This is a genomic window from Rhizobium sp. J15 (assembly GCF_002531825.1).
In the GTDB taxonomy this organism is placed as follows: domain Bacteria; phylum Pseudomonadota; class Alphaproteobacteria; order Rhizobiales; family Rhizobiaceae; genus Rhizobium.
Map to the genome: position 1 here is coordinate 1 of NZ_NWSX01000007.1, position 14669 is coordinate 14669.

The following is a 14669-nucleotide window of genomic DNA, read 5'->3' on the forward strand; positions in this document are numbered from 1 at the left end:
CCTTGACGAGATGCTTTCGGTTTTGGCCCGCGAAGCCGACCTCGAATGGCTGATGATCGACAGTACCGTCGTGCGGGCGCATCAGCATGCGGCAGGCGCTCGCAAAGTCAAAGGGGGGCGGATGCCCAGGGCCTGGGGCGGTCTCGGGGCGGGTTGAGCACCAAAATCCACGCCGCGACCGAGGCGCTTGGGCTTCCAGTCCGTTTGATCGCCAGCCCGGGGCAGCGCAACGACATCGCCTTTGCCCATGAACTCGTTGAGGGCTTCGACGCCGACGCCACCATCGCTGACAAGGGATATGACGCAGATCATCTCGTCGACAGGATCGACAAGGCCGGAATTGACGTCGTCATCCCATCCAAGCGCAACCGGACAGTCCTGCGCCCTTACGACGTCGATCTCTATAAGGAGCGCAACAAGATCGAACGCTTCTTCAACAAGCTCAAGCAGTTCCGGCGCGTTGCAACCAGATACGACAAGCTCCTCGCCAACTTCATGGGCTTCGTCAAACTCGCTGCTATCGCAATCTGGCTCAAATAGTTAAATCGTCGCTGCGACCTACGATGCGCCAAAATTAAAACAGCCGCCTGCCTCGCGGCAAGCGGCTGAACGCTTCATTACGAATATGTAAGATTACATATGGATTGGCTTGAAGAAGGTCGCGAGCGCCGCTTCCTTCACGGCTTCGGACATCGTCGGATGCGCATGGCAGGTCCGGCCGAGATCTTCCGACGAACCACCGAATTCCATCAGTACGGCGATCTCGTGGATCATCTCGCCGGCGCCGAAACCGACGATATGGCCGCCAAGCACGCGGTCGGTTTCCTTGTCGGCGAGGATCTTGACGAAGCCGTCGGTCGCCAGCATCGCGCGGGCGCGGCCGTTCGCCGTGAACGGGAACTTGCCGACCTTGTAGGCCACACCCGCCGCCTTCAGCTCTTCCTCGGTCTTGCCGACCGAGGCGACTTCCGGCTGAGTATAGACGACGCTCGGAATGACCTCGTAATTGACGTGGCCATGCTGCCCGGCGAGGATTTCGGCAAGCGCCACGCCTTCGTCTTCCGCCTTGTGCGCCAGCATCGGACCCTTGACCACGTCGCCGATCGCATAGATGCCGGCGACATTGGTCCTGAAGTGGCCGTCGATCTCGACGCGGCCGCGATTGTCGAGCGCAACACCTGCCTCTTCAAGGCCGAGGCCTGCCGTATAAGGCTTGCGGCCGGTGGCGATCAGCACGACTTCGGCGTCGAGCGTGACCGTATCACCGCCCTTGACCGGCTCGAAGGTAACCTTGGCGCCCTTGCCGCCCTTTTCGACACCGGTGACCTTGGCGCCGAGATTGAAATCGATGCCCTGCTTGGCGAGCATGCGCTGGAACTGCTTGGAGACTTCGCCGTCCATGCCGCCGAGGATGGTGTCGAGATATTCGACGACGGTGACCTTGGCGCCGAGCCGCGACCAGACCGAGCCAAGCTCGAGGCCGATGACGCCGCCGCCGACGACGATCAGCGTTTCCGGAACCTTCTCCAGCGCGATGCCGCCGGTGGACGAGATGATGGTCTTCTCATCGATCTCGACCTGCACGCCCGGAATGCCCGCGACGTCGGAGCCGGTGGCGATGACGATGTTCTTACCCTCGATCTCCTGCACCTTGCCGTCCTCGGCGGTGACGGAAACCTTGCCGGCCGAGACGACCTTGCCGGTGCCCTGGAAGGCGTCGATCTTGTTCTTCTTGAACAGGAAGGCGACGCCGTCGACATTCGACTTCACCGTCGCATCCTTGTGCGCCATCATATTGGCGAGATTGAGCGTCGGCGCCGGCACGTCGATGCCGAGGGCGCTCAGTCCGTGGCCGGCCTGGTGGAACATCTCGGAAGCATGCAGCAGCGCCTTCGACGGAATGCAGCCGACGTTCAGGCAGGTGCCGCCATAGGTCGCGCGCTTTTCGACGACGGCGACCTTGAGGCCGAGCTGGGCTGCCTTGACGGCGCAGACATAGCCGCCCGGGCCGGTTCCGATAATGATCACATCGTAGGACATTTGCTTTTTCCCTTTGGATTTTTCGTTTAGTCGGCCGCGCGCGACAATGCGAGGCGGAAGCCGAAGCCGACGAGTGCCGCTCCGGTGATGCGGTTGAACCATTTGCCGCTGGCGATGAAGCGGTCACGGATCGCCTTGACCGTGAAGAAGTAGGAGACGCCGGCAAACCAGGCGACCAGCGCCGCCGCCATGCCGAGGCCGTAGGAGAACTGAATGAGCGCGGGCGTATCGTGATGCACCAGCGTCGAAAACAGCGACAGGAAGAACAGCACCGGCTTCGGGTTCAGCGCATTGGTGATGAAGCCCATGCCGAGGCATTTCAGCATCGAGACCGGCTTGCGGTCTTCGGCCGTCACCTCGATCTCCCGCACGCTGAAGCCAGGCTCGCGGAACGACTTGATGCCGAGATAGACCAGATAGGCGACGCCCGCCCATTTGATCATCGAAAACAGCATCAGCGATTTCGACACGATGAGGCCGAGACCGAGGATGGTGTAGCTGATATGGAAGAGCAGGGAAAAGCCCATGCCGAGCCCGGTCATGATGGCGGCGCGGCGCCCATGCACGATGCTCTGGCGCAGGATGACGGCGAAATCGGCGCCCGGCACGACTATGAAGATCGAGAAAACGGCCATCAGGCCCATGAATTCGAGAATATATTGCATGCTGTTTTCGCCCTGCCTTCTAGCGGCCGCCGCTGACGTTGAGGATCGCGCCGGTTATATAGGAAGCCGATGGAGAGAGAAGATAGAGGATCGCGTCCGCCACCTCTTCGGCCGAACCCGTGCGCTGCATCGGGATCGACGGCGCCATGTCGCGCGGCCGGTCCGGCAGCCCGCCCGATGCATGGATGTCGGTTTCGATGATGCCCGGCCTGACGGCGTTCACACGAATGCCTTCCGCCGCCACTTCGCGCGCCAGCCCGACGGTGAATGTATCGATGGCGGCCTTCGAGGCGGCATAATCGACATATTGCGCCGGCGAACCGAGGACCGCCGCCATCGACGAGATATTGACGATCGCCCCGCCCTGTCCGCCATGCCGGCTCGACATGCGACGAACCGCTTCCGCCGCGCAGAGGATGGAGCCGGTCACATTGACGCGCAGCATGCGTTCGATGCGTTCCACAGACATCTCGTCGACCCGCTGCGGATAATCGACGATGCCGGCATTGTTGACGAGCCCGTCGAGCCGGCCGAAATGGCGATCGACGGCAGCAAACATCGAGACGATATCGCCGGCCTTGCCGACATTGCCCTCGATCGCCATCGCCTCGCCGCCGCTTGCGGCGATCGCCGCGACGACGGCATCGGCAGCCGCGCGGTTGGAGGCGTAGTTCACCGCGACACGCCAGCCCCGGCGCGCGGCAAGGCGCGAGGCGGCAGCGCCGATGCCCCGGCTGCCGCCGGTCACGAGAACGACAGGTGCACCGCTCATGTCGCGCATTCCTTGAATGTCAGCACGTCCCATGGCGCCACGGAAGCCTTGCCTTCCCCCCAGGCGCTGGATTCGCGAATGGCAGGACCAAGGCCGGGCAGCACCAGCCTTTCGGCGGCGGCAGCGCCCTCGGGCTGCAGATTGTCCATCTCGCCCTTCGCATCCATGCCGTAGACCGCGCCCTGCCAGACTGTGCAGGCATCGAGATCGGCGCCGGTCACGTCGCCCTCGGGGCAGTTGAACATCAGGATGCCGATGGCGCGCACCGGATCTTCCGACGGCATGACATAGCCTTCCATCACCACCGATGTCTTCAACGCACTGACCTTGAACTGGTTGCTGGCGGCAGCCGACGAAGAATTCAGCGGTGCAAAACGCAGTTCATAGGCGCCGTCGCGATCGATATAGACGGCCCGCTCCTGCTTGCAGTCGGCGCCGAAGGCGCTCACGGGAATGCCGAAAACCGCAGCCGCGGCGATTGCCGCCACACCTTTCCGGCCCGCGGAGATACCGATCCAACCGCTCATTGCAGCTTCGGCTCCCTTCGCCCGTCGGCATTCTCGATCACAGCGAAATCCGTCAGCAGCATCAGCGCGCGGCCGTCCCTGTCGAGCCCCCAGAAAACCGGATAGATGCCGTCGCCCCAGCCGCTCCAGAACACCGCGACATTGCCCTTCTTGCCGGCGACCGGCCGGTGCAGCGCATAGATGCTCTTGTTGGCGTCGAGATCGGCAGCCAGCACGTCGTCATAATAATTGATGTCTGCATCCGGCTTTTGCGCCTGAACCTGCGCTTGACGCTCATCGATCAGATCGAGCGTCTGCGCATCCATGTAGCAGCCGACACCGGCGTCGACGGGATAGCCGAAGATCTCGTCGTCCTTCAGCGTTGCCGGATCTTGTCCGGGCAAAACGGCAAGCTCCCAATGATCCGGCTTGCCCTCGGCAAACCGCATGCTGGCGGCGGCAATGCGCCCGAAGGCCTGATAGAGCGTCACCGGATAATCGCCCGGTGCAACCGTTCTTGCGAGCGCCGGCCGATCGGGTTGGGCGAGTGGATCGGCCGCGACGATGCGCCCCGAGGTCAGCTCGACATTGCCCATGTGGATCACGCCGATCGAGCGTGCGGAAAGCTCTGCGTCGCCAAGCGCCACCAGATCGAAATTGCTGATGGCCTTGCCGACATCCCAGCCAGCGGCCGATGCGGAGACCGGAGCATGCGCGGCGGCAGCGCAAAAAAGAAAGCGCGCCGCTCGCAAGATCCCGTTCCGCATCGAAGCGCTCCTTAGAGATCGAGAACCAGACGTTCCGGATCTTCGAGGCTCTCCTTGACGCGCACGAGGAAGGTAACCGCTTCCTTACCGTCGACGATGCGGTGATCGTAGGACAGCGCCAGATACATCATCGGGCGGATGACGACCTGGCCGCCGATCGCGACCGGCCGCTCCTGGATCTTGTGCATGCCGAGAATGCCGGACTGCGGTGCATTGAGGATCGGCGAGGACATCAGCGAGCCGTAGACGCCGCCGTTCGAGATGGTGAAGGTGCCGCCCTGCATGTCGGCCATCGAAAGCTGGCCGTCGCGAGCTGCCTTGCCGAGGCGGCCGATTTCCTTTTCGATCTCGGCGATCGACATCTGGTCGGCATCGCGCACGATCGGAACCACGAGACCCTTGTCGGTGCCGACGGCAACGCCGATGTGGCAGTAGTTCTTGTAGATGATGTCGGTGCCGTCGATCTCGGCGTTCACAGCCGGCAGTTCCTTCAGCGCATGCGTCACGGCCTTGGTGAAGAAGCCCATGAAGCCGAGCTTGACGCCGTGCTTCTTCTCGAAGATGTCCTTGTACCTGTTGCGCAGGTCCATGACCGCCTTCATGTCCACCTCGTTATAGGTGGTCAGCATGGCGGCAGTGTTCTGCGCATCCTTGAGGCGCTTGGCGATCGTCTGGCGCAGGCGCGTCATCTTCACCCGCTCTTCGCGCGAGGCATCCTCGACCGTCGACGGACCGCGCGCAGCGACAGGCGCTGCTGCGGGTGCTGCCGCCGGAGCGGAAATGCCCTTGGCGACGGCGGCGATGACATCACCCTTCAGAACCTGGCCGCGTTTGCCGCTGCCGTCGACCTGATCGGCGGAAAGGTTGTTTTCAGCCAGCATCTTCGAAGCCGCCGGAGCCGGCGGCATGGTGGAGACGGAGGCGCTCGACGACGATGCCGCAGCCGCAGCGGCGGGCGCGGCAGGTGCCGGAGCAGCAGGAGCGGCGGCCGGTGCGGCAGCAGCCGGCGCGGCGGCAGCAGCTGCGCCTTCGGCGATCTGGCCGAGCAGCGCCCCGAGGCCGACGGTTTCGCCGGCGGCGGCGACGATTTCGGAAAGCGTGCCGGACGTGGGCGCGGGAACTTCGATGGTCACCTTATCGGTTTCAAGCTCGAGAATCGGCTCGTCGGCCTTGATGGCGTCGCCGACCTTCTTGAACCAGGTGCCGACGGTTGCCTCGCTGACGGATTCACCGAGAGTTGGAACGCGGATTTCTGTGGCCATTGTTCAAATCCTGATTTCGTGTGTTTTCGTTTAAACGTTTCAGACGGCGGGCGGCCGCAAGATGATCGAGGGCATCGGCAGGATATCGAAGTGGAAGCCGAAGCCGGAAGCGATGATCGGATCGTTATCGGCAAGAGCCTGCGCCGCCGCCTGATCCTCGACCTCGACGACTGCCATGCCCCAGGCGCCTTCCCCCTCGAAGACGGGGCCGACCGTCACGGCCGATCCCGCAAGGGCGTTGCGATGCCAGTATTCGACATGGCGTTTCATCGCTGCCATTTCCTCTCCGGTCCCGTCATGCGGGAAAGTGGGGCGCGGCGGCTGCAGTCGCAGAAAGAAGTAAGCCATCACGCCCTCCCTTGTTTTAGCCGCCCAACGCATCCTCGAGGAATGCCGAAAGCTGCGACAGATGCTTGGACATCAGGCCTGTTGCCGGCGAGGCGGCGGCCGGACGGCCGGTGTAGCGGACGCGCTGGTACTTCGCATCGATATGGGCGAGCACCCATTCGAGGAACGGGTCGATGAACGACCATGCGCCCATGTTCTTCGGCTCTTCCTGGCACCAGACCATCTCGGCGTGGCGGAAGCGCGACAGCTCGTTGATGAGCGCCTTTGCCGGGAACGGATAGAGCTGCTCGACGCGCAGCAGATAGATGTCGTCGATGCCGCGCTTTTCACGCTCTTCCAGCAGATCGTAGTAGACCTTGCCGGAGCACATGACGACGCGGCGGATCTTGCTGTCCTTCTGCAGCTTGATCGGACCGTCCTTGATCACCTCGGCGTCGTCCCAGAGAAGGCGATGGAAGGCGGATTCGCCGGCCAGTTCGGCAAGCGTCGAGACTGCCCGCTTGTGGCGCAGCAGCGACTTCGGCGTCATCAGGATCAGCGGCTTGCGGAAGTCGCGCTTCAGCTGCCGGCGCAGGATGTGGAAGTAGTTCGCCGGCGTCGTGACGTTGGCAACCTGCATGTTGTCTTCCGCACAGAGCTGCAGGAAGCGTTCCAGGCGGGCCGAAGAGTGCTCCGGACCCTGGCCCTCATAGCCGTGCGGCAGCAGGCAGACGAGGCCCGACATGCGCAGCCACTTGCGTTCGCCCGACGAGATGAACTGGTCGAAGACCACCTGCGCGCCGTTGGCAAAGTCGCCGAACTGGGCTTCCCAGAGCGTCAGCGCATTCGGACGGGCGAGCGAATAGCCATATTCGAAACCGAGGACAGCCTCTTCCGAAAGCATCGAATTGATGACTTCGTAACGGGCCTGCGTCGGCGCCAGGTTGGCGAGCGGGATGTAGCGTTCTTCGGTCTCCTGATCGTAGAGAACCGAGTGACGCTGCGAGAAGGTGCCGCGTTCGCAATCCTGTCCGGACAGACGGATCTTGTGGCCTTCGACGACGAGCGAGCCGAACGCAAGCGCTTCCGCCATCGCCCAGTCGAGGCCTTCGCCGCTCTGGATCATGTTGGAGCGGTTTTCCATGAAGCGCTGGATCGTGCGATGGGCGTTGAAGCCCGCCGGGATCTCGGAGAGCTTGCGGCCGATCTCCTTCAGCGTCTTCATCGGCACGGCGGTCTTGCCGCGGCGCTGTTCGTCCTGATTGTCGGCCGTGCGCAGGCCGGACCACTCGCCGTCCAGCCAGTCGGCCTTGTTCGGCTTGTAGTGCTGGCCGGCGTCGAATTCCTGTTCGAGATGGGCGCGCCAGTCGGCCTTCATCTTCTCGACTTCGCCGTCCGTCAGCAGGCCTTCGCGAACCAGACGTTCCGCGTAGAGCTGCAGGACCGTCTTGTGGCCACGGATGACCTTGTACATCTTCGGCTGCGTGAAGGATGGTTCGTCGCCTTCGTTGTGGCCGTAGCGGCGGTAGCAGAACATGTCGAGCACCACGGGCTTGTGGAACTTCATGCGGAATTCGGTCGCGATCTTGGCCGCGTAGACGACCGCTTCCGGATCGTCGCCGTTGACGTGCAGGATCGGCGCCTCGATCATCTTGGCGACGTCGGACGGATAGGGCGACGAGCGGGAGAAGGCGGGGTTCGTGGTGAAGCCGATCTGGTTGTTGATGATGACGTGCATCGTGCCGGCGACGCGGTGACCGCGCAGACCGGAAAGGCCGAGGATTTCGGCGATGACGCCTTGGCCGGCAAAAGCTGCGTCACCATGGATCAGCAGCGGCAGCACCTTTGCACGTTCGGACAGCGGAATGATGTCGCCATCCCATACCGTCGCGCTCATGTCCTGCTTGGCGCGGGCCTTGCCCATGACGACCGGATCGACGATTTCGAGATGCGACGGGTTCGCCGTCAGCGAGACGTGCACCTTGTTGCCGTCGAATTCGCGGTCCGAGGAGGCGCCGAGATGGTACTTGACGTCGCCGGAGCCTTCGACCTCGTCAGGCGCGTAGGAGCCGCCCTTGAACTCGTGGAAGATGGCGCGGTGCGGCTTGCCCATGACCTGGGACAGCACGTTCAGGCGGCCGCGATGGGCCATGCCGAAGACGGCTTCCTTGAGGCCAAGATGGCCGCCGCGCTTCAGGATCTGTTCGAGCGCGGGGATCAGCGATTCACCGCCGTCGAGGCCGAAGCGCTTGGTGCCCTTGAACTTGACGTCGAGGAACTGCTCGTAACCTTCGGCTTCGACCAGCTTGGAGAGGATCGCCTTCTTGCCTTCAGCAGAGAAGGCAACGCCCTTATCGGGGCCTTCGATGCGTTCCTGGATCCATGCCTTCTCCTCAGGATTGGAGATATGCATGAATTCGACGCCGAGCGTCGAGCAGTAGGTGCGCTCGAGGATCTCGATCATCTCGCGGATCGTCGCGTATTCGAGGCCGAGAACGTTGTCGATGAAGATCTTGCGGTCGTAATCGGCTGATGTGAAGCCGTAATTTTCCGGCGACAGCTCGCGATAGTCGTCGACGGCAGCGGCGATGCCGAGCGGGTCCAGCTTGGCATGCAGGTGGCCGCGCATGCGGTAGGCGCGGATCATCATGATGGCGCGGACGGAATCGCGCGTCGCCTGCAGCACGTCGGTAGTGTCGGCGGGCTTGCCTTCGGCTACGGCCTTCGCCTTCACCTTGGTCTCGATCACCTTCTCGACGATGCCCCAGTCGCCGTCGAGAGCCGATACCAGATCGCCGGCGGCTGCCAGAGGCCAGTTCTTCTTGCGCCAGGAAGCACCCTTGGCCGCCTTCTTCACATCGGCAGGATCTTCTTCCAGCGCCTTGAAGAAGGTGCGCCACTGATCGTCCACCGACGCCGGATCCTCTTCGTAGCGCGCATAGAGCTGCTCGATATAGGCCGCGTTGGCGCCATCCAGAAACGAGGTGATCTGAAACTGCTCGTTGGCTTCTTGCCGTGCCATGGTGATATGCGAACGCTTCCGTCCGCCTCCTGACTTTGATGAATTTGCCGGCTTGATCACCGGCTGCCGCATTCCGATTGCCGCCTGTCCGCGGCGCATCTGCTGGTCTCGTGTACTAGGCCGGGCGGAAGGCGCAGATGCCGTTCCTCCGCCCGGTTATAGGTGGTTTCAGCCCTTGAGGACTTCAACCAGCGTCTTGCCGAGGCGGGCCGGAGACGGCGACACCTTGATGCCGGCCGATTCCATTGCCGCGATCTTCGATTCCGCGTCGCCCTTGCCGCCGGACACAACGGCGCCGGCATGGCCCATGGTGCGGCCCTTCGGCGCCGTACGGCCCGCGATGAAGCCGGCCATCGGCTTCTTGCGGCCCTTCTTGGCTTCGTCCTTCAGGAACTGCGCGGCGTCTTCTTCGGCCGAGCCGCCGATTTCGCCGATCATGATGATCGACTGCGTCGCTTCGTCGGCCAGGAACATCTCGAGCACGTCGATGAACTCCGTGCCCTTGACCGGGTCGCCGCCGATGCCGACGGCCGTCGTCTGGCCGAGGCCTTCGTTGGAGGTCTGGAAGACAGCCTCATAGGTCAGCGTGCCCGAGCGGGAAACGATGCCGACCGAACCCTTGCGGAAGATCGAGCCCGGCATGATGCCGATCTTGCATTCTTCCGGCGTCAGGATGCCGGGGCAGTTGGGCCCAAGCAGGCGCGACTTGGAGCGGTCGAGGCGAGCCTTGACGCGGACCATGTCCATGACGGGGATGCCTTCGGTGATGCAGGTGATGAACGGGATCTCGGCGTCGATCGCCTCGATGATCGCGTCGGCGGCGCCGGCCGGCGGAACGTAGATGACGGTCGCGTCGGCGCCGGTCTTTTCCTTGCCCTCGGCGACGGTCGCGAAGATCGGCAGGCTTTCGCCCTTTGCGCCGGTCCAGGTTTCGCCGCCCTTCTTCGGGTGGATACCGCCGACCATCAGGGTGCCGTAATAAGCGAGCGCCTGTTCGGTGTGGAACGTGCCGGTCTTGCCGGTCAGACCCTGAACGAGGACCTTGGTGTCTTTATTGACGAGAATAGACATTCTTTCCGATCCTTCAAATTAGCCGTTGATCGCCGCGACGATCTTCTTGGCCGCATCGTCCAAGTCGTCAGCCGCCGTGATCGCGAGACCCGACTCGTTCAGGATCTTCTTGCCGAGCTCGACATTGGTGCCTTCAAGGCGCACGACGAGCGGAACCTTGAGGCCGACTTCCTTGACCGCGGCAATGACGCCCTCGGCGATGACGTCGCACTTCATGATGCCGCCGAAGATGTTGACGAGAATGCCTTCGACCTTGGGGTCTGCGGTGATGATCTTGAAGGCCGCAGCGACCTTCTCCTTGCCGGCGCCGCCGCCGACGTCACAGAAGTTGGCCGGCTCCTTGCCGTAGAGCTTGATGATATCCATCGTCGCCATGGCAAGGCCTGCGCCGTTGACCATGCAGCCGATATTGCCGTCCAGCGCGACATAGGCGAGGTCCCACTTGGAAGCTTCGATTTCCTTGGCGTCCTCTTCGGTCTCGTCGCGCAGCGCCCGGATGTCGTCGTGACGGAAGAGCGCGTTGCCGTCGAAGGACATCTTCGCGTCGAGAACGCGCAGGTGGCCATTCTTCATGACGATCAGCGGATTGATTTCGAGAAGGGACATGTCCTTCTCGTTGAAGGCCTTGTAGAGCAGCGGGAAGAGCGACTTGGCGTCTTCTGCGGCAGCGCCTTCGAGCTTGAGGGCCGACGAGATCTTGGCGACGTCGGCAGCCGTCACGCCGGTCTCAGGATCGATGGCGATCGTCTGGATCTTCTCGGGCGTGTCGTGGGCGACGGCCTCGATGTCCATGCCGCCTTCCGTGGAGACGACGAAGGCGACCTTGCCGACCGAGCGGTCGACCAGCAGCGAGCAATAGAGTTCGCGGTCGATGTCGGCGCCGTCCTCGATGTAGAGGCGGTTGACCTGCTTGCCGGCTTCGCCGGTCTGCGCGGTCACCAGCGTGTTGCCGAGCATTTCCTTGACGTTGGCAACGACATCCTCGATCGACTTGGCAAGGCGCACGCCGCCCTTGGCTTCGGGCGACAGTTCCTTGAACTTGCCCTTGCCGCGGCCGCCCGCATGGATCTGGCTCTTGACCACGTAAAGCGGGCCGGGAAGCGACTTGGCGGCAGCCTCGGCCTCTTCGGCCTTGAGAATAGCCACACCTTCGGCGACCGGCGCGCCATAGCCCTTCAGCAGAGCCTTGGCCTGATATTCATGAATGTTCATGGGTCTATTCCTGTTTGGATTAGTTCAGCGCCGATTACTTGAGGGCAGGCGCGATGTTGATGCAGGCCTCGCAGAGACCGGCAACGGCGGCCACCGACTTGTCGAAGGCCTCCTTCTCGGTCTTGTTAAGGTCGATCTCGATGACGCGCTCGACGCCGCCGGCGCCGATGACGGTGGGAACACCGACATACATGTCCTTGACGCCGTACTGGCCGGTGAGATGGGCAGCGCAAGGCAGGACGCGCTTCTTGTCCTTGAGGTAGGATTCTGCCATTTCGATCGCCGAGGCAGCCGGCGCGTAATAGGCCGAGCCGGTCTTCAGCAGGCCGACGATTTCGGCGCCGCCGTCACGGGTGCGCTGGATGATCTCTTCGAGGCGCTCCTTGGTGACCCAGCCCATGGTGACGAGATCGGTGAGCGGAATGCCGCCGACCGTCGAGTAGCGGGCGAGCGGCACCATCGTGTCGCCATGACCGCCGAGAACGAAGGCCGTCACGTCCTGAACGGAGACGTTGAATTCCTTGGCGAGGAAGAGGCGGAAGCGCGAGGAGTCGAGAACGCCGGCCATGCCGACGACCTTGTTGGCCGGAAGGCCCGAAAACTTCTGCAGCGCCCAGACCATGGCGTCGAGCGGGTTGGTGATGCAGATCACGAAGGCGTTCGGCGCATACTTCTTGATGCCGGCGCCGACCTGCTCCATGACCTTGAGGTTGATGCCGAGAAGATCGTCGCGGCTCATGCCGGGCTTGCGCGGAACGCCGGCGGTGACGATGCAGACATCGGCGCCTTCGATTGCGGAATAGTCGCTGGCGCCGGTCAGATTGGCGTCGAAGCCTTCGACCGGAGAGGACTGTGCGATATCGAGGCCCTTGCCCTGGGGAATGCCGTCGGCAATGTCGAAGAGGACGATGTCGCCCAGCTCCTTCAGGCCGGCGAGATGCGCCAGCGTGCCACCAATCATGCCAGAACCAATGAGTGCGATCTTGTTACGCGCCATTTCGCTGTTTCCTTTGCGATCAAATTCGTCGAACGACGCTTAGGCACCGCTCAATGACGCAATCGCATAGACCCAAAGCCCAAAAATGGCAATCCATTAATTTTGATGCAGCGTTTTCAATCGTTTAGATACTAAAATTCTTACGTAAACGTAAGTTTATTTTGTCACCGGATTGTTACTCCGCAGCCCGTTTTTCATGGTGCAGCGCAAGATATTCCGCGCTCCGCATCTCGAAGAGGCGCGACGCCGTGCGGTCGAATTCGAAGCCTTCCGTGCCCCGGCGGTTAACGAGCAGTTCCTCGGGCATGGCCGCCGCGGATATGTAAAGCCGCACCGCATGATCGTAGAACGTATCGACCAGAATGATGAAACGCTTGATCTGGTTCCGTTTCTCCGGCCCGAGCAAGGGAACGTGATCGACAAAGACCGTATCGAACCGTTCGGCGATGGCGAGGAAATCGGCCGCCCCGAGCGGCTTGTCGCAAAGGTCGGCAAAGGAAAACCGGGCCATGCGGTCGGCGGCGAGCGGCACGTGGATCGAGCGCCCCTTCATCGGAATGTCAAGCGGATGCGCCTTGCGCCCGTGCAGCGCCTGCGTCCAGGATGCCTCCATCGCCATGTCGTTATGTTCGTTGATCGGCACGAGATAGACGGGCTGGCTGTTCAGCTTCTCCATCCGGTAGTCGGTCGGCGAATCCAGCGTGACGATATCGACATGCTGCTTGAGCAGGGCGACGAAAGGCAGGAAGAGGCCACGATTGAGGCCGTCCTTGTAGAGATTGTCGGGCTCGACGTTCGAGGTCGCGACCAGCACGCATCCCCGCGCGAAGAGTTCGGAGAACAGCCGCGACAGGATCATCGCGTCGGCAATGTCGGTGACCGTGAACTCGTCGAAGCAGAGCAGTTCCGCTTCCTCGTAAAGCGCTGCGGCGACCGGCGGCATCGGGTCGGCCTGTTTCGTCTCGCCGTTCTTGAGCTTCAGCCGGTGCGCCGCGATACGGTTGTGCACGTCGGCCATGAATTCGTGGAAATGCGCCCGACGCTTTTTCCTGCACGGCGCCATCGAGAAGAACATGTCCATCAGCATGGTCTTGCCGCGCCCGACGCTGCCGTGGATATAGAGCCCCTTGATGCCGCCCGCGGCCTTCTTCTTCGAGGCGAAAAGCCAGCCGAGAGCGCTCGATTTCGCCGCCGGCCGTTGCTGCTTCAGCCCGGCCAGCACCCGGTCCAGGCTTCTCGCGACGTCCATCTGCGCGGCATCGACCTGCAGCGCACCAGCAAGCGTCAGCGACTTGAGCTGTTCGCAGACGCTGATCGCATAATCTGGCATTGGCTGCATGAGGGCATATCCGCCTGTAAGTCATCGGCGGCGATCCGCCGGATCGTCTACCGCGCGCCGGTTAATTACCGGCTGAGGCTGATCTGCTGGCCTGTGCTGGTCTGTCCCTCGAAGCGGTTGTCGGCCGTCTTGTAGACGCTGCCGATCTGGTTGCCGGACCGGTCCTTGAGCAGCACCTGCTTGCCGGCAACTTCCCAGGAACCCATCGCCGTCAGTTCGCCGACGCAGCCGCGCGTGCCGCCGCGCGAACCGCTGCCGAGATTGGTCAGCGTCAGGAACATGTCGCAACTGCCGTTGACGCGCCAGCTCCCGACCATCGATTCCTTGGTGACATCAAGCGCATTCGCGGCGACCGCGCCCGGCTGCGCACCCGGCATCGGCGAAGCGGACGCCGGCGCGGCCGGAAACTGCGAGCTGCCGCTCGGCGGCGGAAGCTGCCCGCCCTGCACCGAAGGAACCGGCTGCGCCGTCAATGGCGTCGGCACCGAGCTTGAGTTGGAGTTGTAATTATATGCCGTCCGATCACAACCGGCTAGCGCGAGAGCCACCACCAGACCTGTCATCGCATATCGCAACTGCATCATCATACTCCTGATTTCGGCCGCCGCCGCAGAGAAACGGGCGTGAGACTAGTTCGATTACCGTAATTCGCTTTGGTTAATCAAGTCGCACAGCATAAATTGCCCGTA

At 62.6% G+C, this 14669-nt stretch carries 13 protein-coding genes and 1 pseudogene; 1 reads left to right on the plus strand and 13 read right to left on the minus strand.

Going from position 1 to position 14669, the window contains the following annotated elements:
- Positions 1 to 540, plus strand: a pseudogene (locus CO670_RS07830) (IS5 family transposase); the annotation flags it as partial.
- A 93-nt stretch (positions 541 to 633) separates the two neighbouring features.
- On the opposite strand, the gene lpdA reads toward CO670_RS07830, so the two are convergent.
- The 13 genes from lpdA to CO670_RS07895 all read right to left on the minus strand — a co-directional run bounded on the left by lpdA (position 634) and on the right by CO670_RS07895 (position 14561).
- A complete protein-coding gene (lpdA, locus tag CO670_RS07835) occupies positions 634 to 2040 on the minus strand; it encodes a dihydrolipoyl dehydrogenase (RefSeq protein WP_097589734.1) in 1407 nt (468 codons plus the stop codon).
- A gap of 26 nt (positions 2041 to 2066) precedes the next feature.
- The gene (locus CO670_RS07840) at positions 2067 to 2705 is read right to left on the minus strand and encodes a LysE family transporter (protein WP_097589735.1); all 639 of its coding nucleotides are present in this window, start codon (positions 2703 to 2705) and stop codon (positions 2067 to 2069) included.
- 19 nt (positions 2706 to 2724) lie between these two features.
- Complete coding sequence (locus tag CO670_RS07845) at positions 2725 to 3477, minus strand: SDR family oxidoreductase (RefSeq protein WP_097589736.1); 753 nt, start codon at positions 3475 to 3477, stop codon at positions 2725 to 2727.
- On the minus strand, positions 3474 to 4004 hold the full coding sequence (locus CO670_RS07850; protein ID WP_097589737.1) for a hypothetical protein: 531 nt from the start codon (positions 4002 to 4004) through the stop codon (positions 3474 to 3476). The genes CO670_RS07845 and CO670_RS07850 overlap by 4 nt, the downstream gene beginning before the upstream one ends.
- Entirely contained in the window at positions 4001 to 4750 is a 750-nt protein-coding gene (locus CO670_RS07855) for a DUF4241 domain-containing protein (protein WP_097589738.1), read from the minus strand. Before CO670_RS07855 ends, CO670_RS07850 begins: the two co-directional genes overlap by 4 nt.
- Positions 4751 to 4761: 11 nt before the next feature.
- Positions 4762 to 6012, minus strand: coding sequence for a 2-oxoglutarate dehydrogenase complex dihydrolipoyllysine-residue succinyltransferase (odhB, locus tag CO670_RS07860; RefSeq protein ID WP_097589739.1), 1251 nt, complete (start codon positions 6010 to 6012; stop codon positions 4762 to 4764).
- A gap of 39 nt (positions 6013 to 6051) precedes the next feature.
- Positions 6052 to 6360, minus strand: coding sequence for a YciI family protein (locus CO670_RS07865; protein ID WP_097589740.1), 309 nt, complete (start codon positions 6358 to 6360; stop codon positions 6052 to 6054).
- A 16-nt stretch (positions 6361 to 6376) separates the two neighbouring features.
- Positions 6377 to 9361 carry a 2-oxoglutarate dehydrogenase E1 component gene (locus CO670_RS07870; RefSeq protein ID WP_097589928.1) on the minus strand — a complete coding sequence of 995 codons (2985 nt, stop codon included), beginning with the start codon at positions 9359 to 9361 and terminating at the stop codon, positions 6377 to 6379.
- Between the two features lie 168 nt (positions 9362 to 9529).
- Entirely contained in the window at positions 9530 to 10432 is a 903-nt protein-coding gene (gene sucD / locus CO670_RS07875; RefSeq protein WP_097589741.1) for a succinate--CoA ligase subunit alpha, read from the minus strand.
- A gap of 18 nt (positions 10433 to 10450) precedes the next feature.
- The gene (gene sucC, locus CO670_RS07880) at positions 10451 to 11644 is read right to left on the minus strand and encodes an ADP-forming succinate--CoA ligase subunit beta (protein ID WP_097589742.1); all 1194 of its coding nucleotides are present in this window, start codon (positions 11642 to 11644) and stop codon (positions 10451 to 10453) included.
- A 34-nt stretch (positions 11645 to 11678) separates the two neighbouring features.
- Positions 11679 to 12641 (minus strand): malate dehydrogenase, encoded by a 963-nt coding sequence (gene mdh / locus CO670_RS07885; protein ID WP_004679265.1) that lies wholly within the window; start codon positions 12639 to 12641, stop codon positions 11679 to 11681.
- Between the two features lie 175 nt (positions 12642 to 12816).
- Positions 12817 to 13980 carry a cell division protein ZapE gene (zapE, locus tag CO670_RS07890; protein WP_097589743.1) on the minus strand — a complete coding sequence of 388 codons (1164 nt, stop codon included), beginning with the start codon at positions 13978 to 13980 and terminating at the stop codon, positions 12817 to 12819.
- Between the two features lie 65 nt (positions 13981 to 14045).
- Complete coding sequence (locus CO670_RS07895) at positions 14046 to 14561, minus strand: protease inhibitor Inh/omp19 family protein (RefSeq protein WP_097589929.1); 516 nt, start codon at positions 14559 to 14561, stop codon at positions 14046 to 14048.
- Positions 14562 to 14669: the final 108 nt, after the last annotated feature.

Excerpts from the sequence above, each read along its gene's own strand:
- lpdA (WP_097589734.1), bottom strand. The coding sequence starts at position 2,040 with ATGTCCTACGATGTGATCATTATCGGAACCGGCCCGGGCGGCTATGTC.
- CO670_RS07840 (WP_097589735.1), bottom strand. The coding sequence starts at position 2,705 with ATGCAATATATTCTCGAATTCATGGGCCTGATGGCCGTTTTCTCGATC.
- CO670_RS07845 (WP_097589736.1), bottom strand. The coding sequence starts at position 3,477 with ATGAGCGGTGCACCTGTCGTTCTCGTGACCGGCGGCAGCCGGGGCATC.
- CO670_RS07850 (WP_097589737.1), bottom strand. The coding sequence starts at position 4,004 with ATGAGCGGTTGGATCGGTATCTCCGCGGGCCGGAAAGGTGTGGCGGCA.
- CO670_RS07855 (WP_097589738.1), bottom strand. The coding sequence starts at position 4,750 with ATGCGGAACGGGATCTTGCGAGCGGCGCGCTTTCTTTTTTGCGCTGCC.
- odhB (WP_097589739.1), bottom strand. The coding sequence starts at position 6,012 with ATGGCCACAGAAATCCGCGTTCCAACTCTCGGTGAATCCGTCAGCGAG.
- CO670_RS07865 (WP_097589740.1), bottom strand. The coding sequence starts at position 6,360 with ATGGCTTACTTCTTTCTGCGACTGCAGCCGCCGCGCCCCACTTTCCCG.
- CO670_RS07870 (WP_097589928.1), bottom strand. The coding sequence starts at position 9,361 with ATGGCACGGCAAGAAGCCAACGAGCAGTTTCAGATCACCTCGTTTCTG.
- sucD (WP_097589741.1), bottom strand. The coding sequence starts at position 10,432 with ATGTCTATTCTCGTCAATAAAGACACCAAGGTCCTCGTTCAGGGTCTG.
- sucC (WP_097589742.1), bottom strand. The coding sequence starts at position 11,644 with ATGAACATTCATGAATATCAGGCCAAGGCTCTGCTGAAGGGCTATGGC.
- mdh (WP_004679265.1), bottom strand. The coding sequence starts at position 12,641 with ATGGCGCGTAACAAGATCGCACTCATTGGTTCTGGCATGATTGGTGGC.
- zapE (WP_097589743.1), bottom strand. The coding sequence starts at position 13,980 with ATGCAGCCAATGCCAGATTATGCGATCAGCGTCTGCGAACAGCTCAAG.
- CO670_RS07895 (WP_097589929.1), bottom strand. The coding sequence starts at position 14,561 with ATGCAGTTGCGATATGCGATGACAGGTCTGGTGGTGGCTCTCGCGCTA.